The following is a 3746-nucleotide window of genomic DNA, read 5'->3' as shown; positions in this document are numbered from 1 at the left end:
TTGTATCAGCCTCTTGGGTGTGTGTGCGCCCGCCGCGGGGTGTTTGGGGCGGGGGGGGGCGGGGGGCCGCCCCCCGGCAACGGCGCCGCACGTGATGGGGCCTTGTGCGGAGCCGGGGAGGCGCAGCCCCCGCACAACCCGCGGGCGGCCCCGGTACACAGCCGGCCGGGCTACCGCCGGACGGCGCAGAGCAGCCCGTCGCCCACCGGCAGGAGGGCCGCCTCCAGCGCCGGGCTCTCCCGCACGCTGCGCAGCAGCTCGCGGACCCGGATCACCTCCACCGGCTGCGCCGCGGAGTCGACCGTACGGCCGTCCGAGAACACTCCCTCGAAGCACACCAGCCCGCCGGGCCTCAGCAGGCGCAACGATTCGGCGAGGTAGTCCAGGGACTCGGACGGGTCCCCGTCGCAGAAGACGAGGTCGTAGCCGCCGTCGGCGAGCCGTGGCAGGACGTCGAGGGCGCGCCCCGGGATGAAGCGCGCGCGGTTGCCCGCGAAGCCGGCCGCGCGGAAGGCCTGGCGGGCGAAGGCCTGCCGGTCGGCTTCGGGATCCACCGTGGTCAGGACCCCGTCCGGCCGCATCCCGTGCAGCAGGTGGATGCCCGAGACGCCGGTACCGGTGCCGATCTCGGCGACCGCCTTGGCGTCCGCGGTGGCGGCCAGCAGGCGCAGCGCGGCCCCGGTTCCGGGGGACACGGACCGCAGGCCCGCTTCCCTGGACCGGTCGCGGGCCCATCGCAGAGCGTCGTCCTCGGCGACAAACGCGTCGGCGAACGCCCAGCTCGTCTGCCGGTTGCCGCTAATGACCCTCTCCTGTCCCCATAGTTGGCGCAACGGTGACTGTATCCGCTGACGTCGGGAACCCGCAGATGGGACCGGGCGTTGGGAGGACTAGAGGCGGGATAGAGGGGACGGCAGCGGGCAGATCGGCGGCCCGGGACCCAAGACCCGTGCAAAGTTACTGCAAAAAGGCTTATCCAGAGCTGACGGGAGGGGTGGCTATGGTAGGGGCTCCACTGGACACCACCAGAGCCGACAGGGGAGGTGCGGCTGCGCCTGTGGATCGTGGAGGCGTTCTGAGACGTCTCTTCTGGTCGGCGGGTGAGCCGAAATCCGTGACCGACATTGCTGACCGCTTCCACACCGCCCACACCGCGACCGCGACCACCGCGACCTTTGCCGCCGATGCGGGCTCTCAGGCGTGGACCCCTCCCACGTGGGAGGAGATCGTCAGCACGCACAGCGCGCGGGTCTACCGTCTCGCCTACCGCCTCACCGGCAACCAGCACGACGCCGAGGACCTGACGCAGGAGGTCTTCGTCCGCGTCTTCCGCTCGCTGTCGACGTACACGCCGGGCACCTTCGAGGGCTGGCTGCACCGCATCACCACGAACCTGTTCCTGGACATGGTGCGCCGCAAGCAGCGGATCCGCTTCGACGCCCTCGGCGACGACGCCGCCGAGCGGCTGCCGAGCCGTGAGCCGTCCCCGCAGCAGGTGCTCCACGACACCCACTTCGACGCGGACGTGCAGCAGGCGCTGGACACCCTCGCGCCCGAGTTCCGGGCCGCCGTGGTCCTGTGTGACATCGAGGGCCTGTCCTACGAGGAGATCGCCGCCACGCTCGGCGTGAAGCTCGGTACCGTCCGCAGCCGTATCCACCGTGGCCGCTCGCACCTGCGCAAGGCGCTCAAGCACCGGTCTCCCGAGGCCCGTGCGGAGCAGCGCGCTCTGGCGGGCGTGGCGGTGGGCGCTCCGGGCGCCGGGGGAGAGGGCGGAGCCGAGTGAGCGGAGTCAGTCCGTCCCCCGCCGAGCAGCACCTGGGCGACCGGCTCGCCGCCCTGGTGGACGGGGAGCTGAAGCACGACGCGCGCGAGCGGGTGCTGGCGCACCTGGCGACCTGCGCCAAGTGCAAGGCCGAGGCCGACGCACAGCGCCGGCTGAAGACCCTGTTCGTGGAGAGTGCCCCGCCCCCGCTGTCCGCGGGGCTGCTGGCACGCCTCCAGGGCCTGCCGGGGGGAGGTCCCGAGGGGCCTTCCGGTCCGCCGGGTGCCTCGGGCAGACCGATGGGCGCCGGTGCGCCGGGCGTCGACCCCTTCGCCTCGTTCGGGTACGCGGCCCCGGCCGCCCCGCGCGAGGGGTTCCGTATCCACGAGGTGGGCCGTCCGCGGCGCCGGTTCGCCTTCGTCGCGGCGGGAGCCGTGTCGCTGGCCGCGATCGCGCTGGGCGGCTCGCTGCCGATGGACGCGGTCGAGCCGAACGCGCGGGGTGACGCCCCCGCCTCCCGGCCCGGACCGTCGGTCCCGCTGACCGACGCGGTCGTCCGCGACCGGCTGCCGAGCCCCGGCGTCGTGCCCAGCCTGGGCCCGGTCGGACCGTTCCCGACGGCCACCCCCTCCGCCCCGGCGACCGCCCTCCCGGTCTCCCTCTCCCGCTGAGGAACCAGAGGCGGAGCCCCCGGCCCTTCCCGGGAGCTCCGCCGCCGGCCGGGGGAGCCCTGGGCCCGGCCCGGCGGGTCCCGGTAGGCCCGGCCCCCGCCCGGTTCGGCGGGGTGCGCCCCGGTTCGCAGGCCCCTGCCCTCCGTGGGGTTCCGTTACCTGGTTGAATCTGCGGCAGATGCGCCGTCCTGCGGTGCGACAGGCCTGCGGGGAGCGTCCATGTCCGACAGTCGCGACAGTCAGCAGAGCGGTCCGGCTCCGACCTGGTGGAGCCGGCCCGACGGCCCGGCGCGGCCCCACCAGGCTCCGTCCGCGCCGGAAGCCCCGGCGGCGCAGACCGCGTCCGAGTCCGAGACCGCCCCCGGGCCGCGGTACGACCCCTGGGCCGACCAGCCGCTTCAGGTGGTCGACCAGGGTCCGCGCCGCGCCCCCGGGCTCCTGCGGCTCGCGGTTTTCGGCGCCCTGATCGCCCTCCTCGCCGGAGGCGTCGGCGGCTACCTCGGCATCCTCGCCGAGCGCCGGAGCAGCACCCGCCTGGAGCTCCCGCAGGCCGCCGTGGACAACAAGGGCCGGGCCCCGGAGAGCGTGGCCGGCATCGCCGCCACCGCGCTGCCGGGCGTCGTCACCCTGCACGTCAACGGGAGCGGCGGAGGCGGCACAGGAACCGGGTTCGTCCTGGACGAGCAGGGCCACATCCTGACGAACAACCACGTCGTCGCCGACGCCAAGGACATAACGGTCACCTTCAGCACCGGCGAGAGCGTCACCGCCGAGCTGGTCGGCCGCGACGGCGGCTACGACCTGGCGGTCGTGAAGGTCACCGGCGTCCGCGGGCTGCGCCCCCTGGCCCTCGGCAATTCGGAGAACGTCCGCGTCGGCGACCCGGTCGTGGCCATCGGCGCCCCCTTCGACCTCTCCAACACCGTCACGGCGGGCATCATCAGCGCCACCGGCCGCCCCATCACCGCGGGCGGCGACAAGGGCGACGGCAGCGACATCAGCTACGTCGACGCCCTCCAGACCGACGCCCCCATCAACCCCGGCAACTCCGGCGGCCCGCTCCTGGACTCCCGCGCCCACGTCATCGGCATCAACAGCGCGATCCGCGGCGCCGACAAGGGCGCCGACGGCGGCGACGACACCCGCCAGAGCGGCAGCATCGGCCTCGGCTTCGCCATCCCGGTCAACCAGGGCAAGCGCGTCGCCGAGGAGCTCATCCGCACCGGCCGCGCCACCCACCCCGTCATCGGGGTCACCCTGGACATGCGCTACACCGGCGACGGAGCCCGTGTGGACTCCAAGGGCGAGGA

General features: G+C 74.2%; 4 protein-coding genes. 3 read left to right on the top strand and 1 reads right to left on the bottom strand.

Annotated features, from left to right (window positions below):
- Positions 1-170 precede the first annotated feature (170 nt).
- Positions 171-833: a class I SAM-dependent methyltransferase gene (locus tag ACFV0Q_RS26435; protein WP_266574090.1), complete on the bottom strand. Its 663-nt coding sequence runs from the start codon at positions 831-833 to the stop codon at positions 171-173.
- A gap of 167 nt (positions 834-1000) precedes the next feature.
- On the opposite strand from ACFV0Q_RS26435, the gene sigE reads away from it, so the two are divergent.
- The 3 genes from sigE to ACFV0Q_RS26420 form a co-directional block, all read left to right on the top strand.
- The gene (gene sigE / locus ACFV0Q_RS26430; protein WP_385008853.1) at positions 1001-1786 is read left to right on the top strand and encodes an RNA polymerase sigma factor SigE; all 786 of its coding nucleotides are present in this window, start codon (positions 1001-1003) and stop codon (positions 1784-1786) included.
- Complete coding sequence (locus ACFV0Q_RS26425; RefSeq protein WP_385008852.1) at positions 1783-2436, top strand: zf-HC2 domain-containing protein; 654 nt, start codon at positions 1783-1785, stop codon at positions 2434-2436. The genes sigE and ACFV0Q_RS26425 overlap by 4 nt, the downstream gene beginning before the upstream one ends.
- Before the next feature lie 219 nt (positions 2437-2655).
- On the top strand, positions 2656-3746 hold a 1091-nt coding region (locus tag ACFV0Q_RS26420), incomplete at its 3' end, for a S1C family serine protease (protein ID WP_385008851.1).

Origin of the sequence: Streptomyces sp. NPDC059564 (genome assembly GCF_042735575.1) — a bacterium.
Lineage (GTDB): Bacteria > Actinomycetota > Actinomycetes > Streptomycetales > Streptomycetaceae > Streptomyces.
This window is presented reverse-complemented; position numbering and strand designations above follow the sequence as displayed.

What these genes read in the sequence shown, in the direction of transcription:
- sigE (WP_385008853.1), top strand. Translation starts at nt 1,001, where the DNA reads ATGGTAGGGGCTCCACTGGACACCACCAGAGCCGACAGGGGAGGTGCG.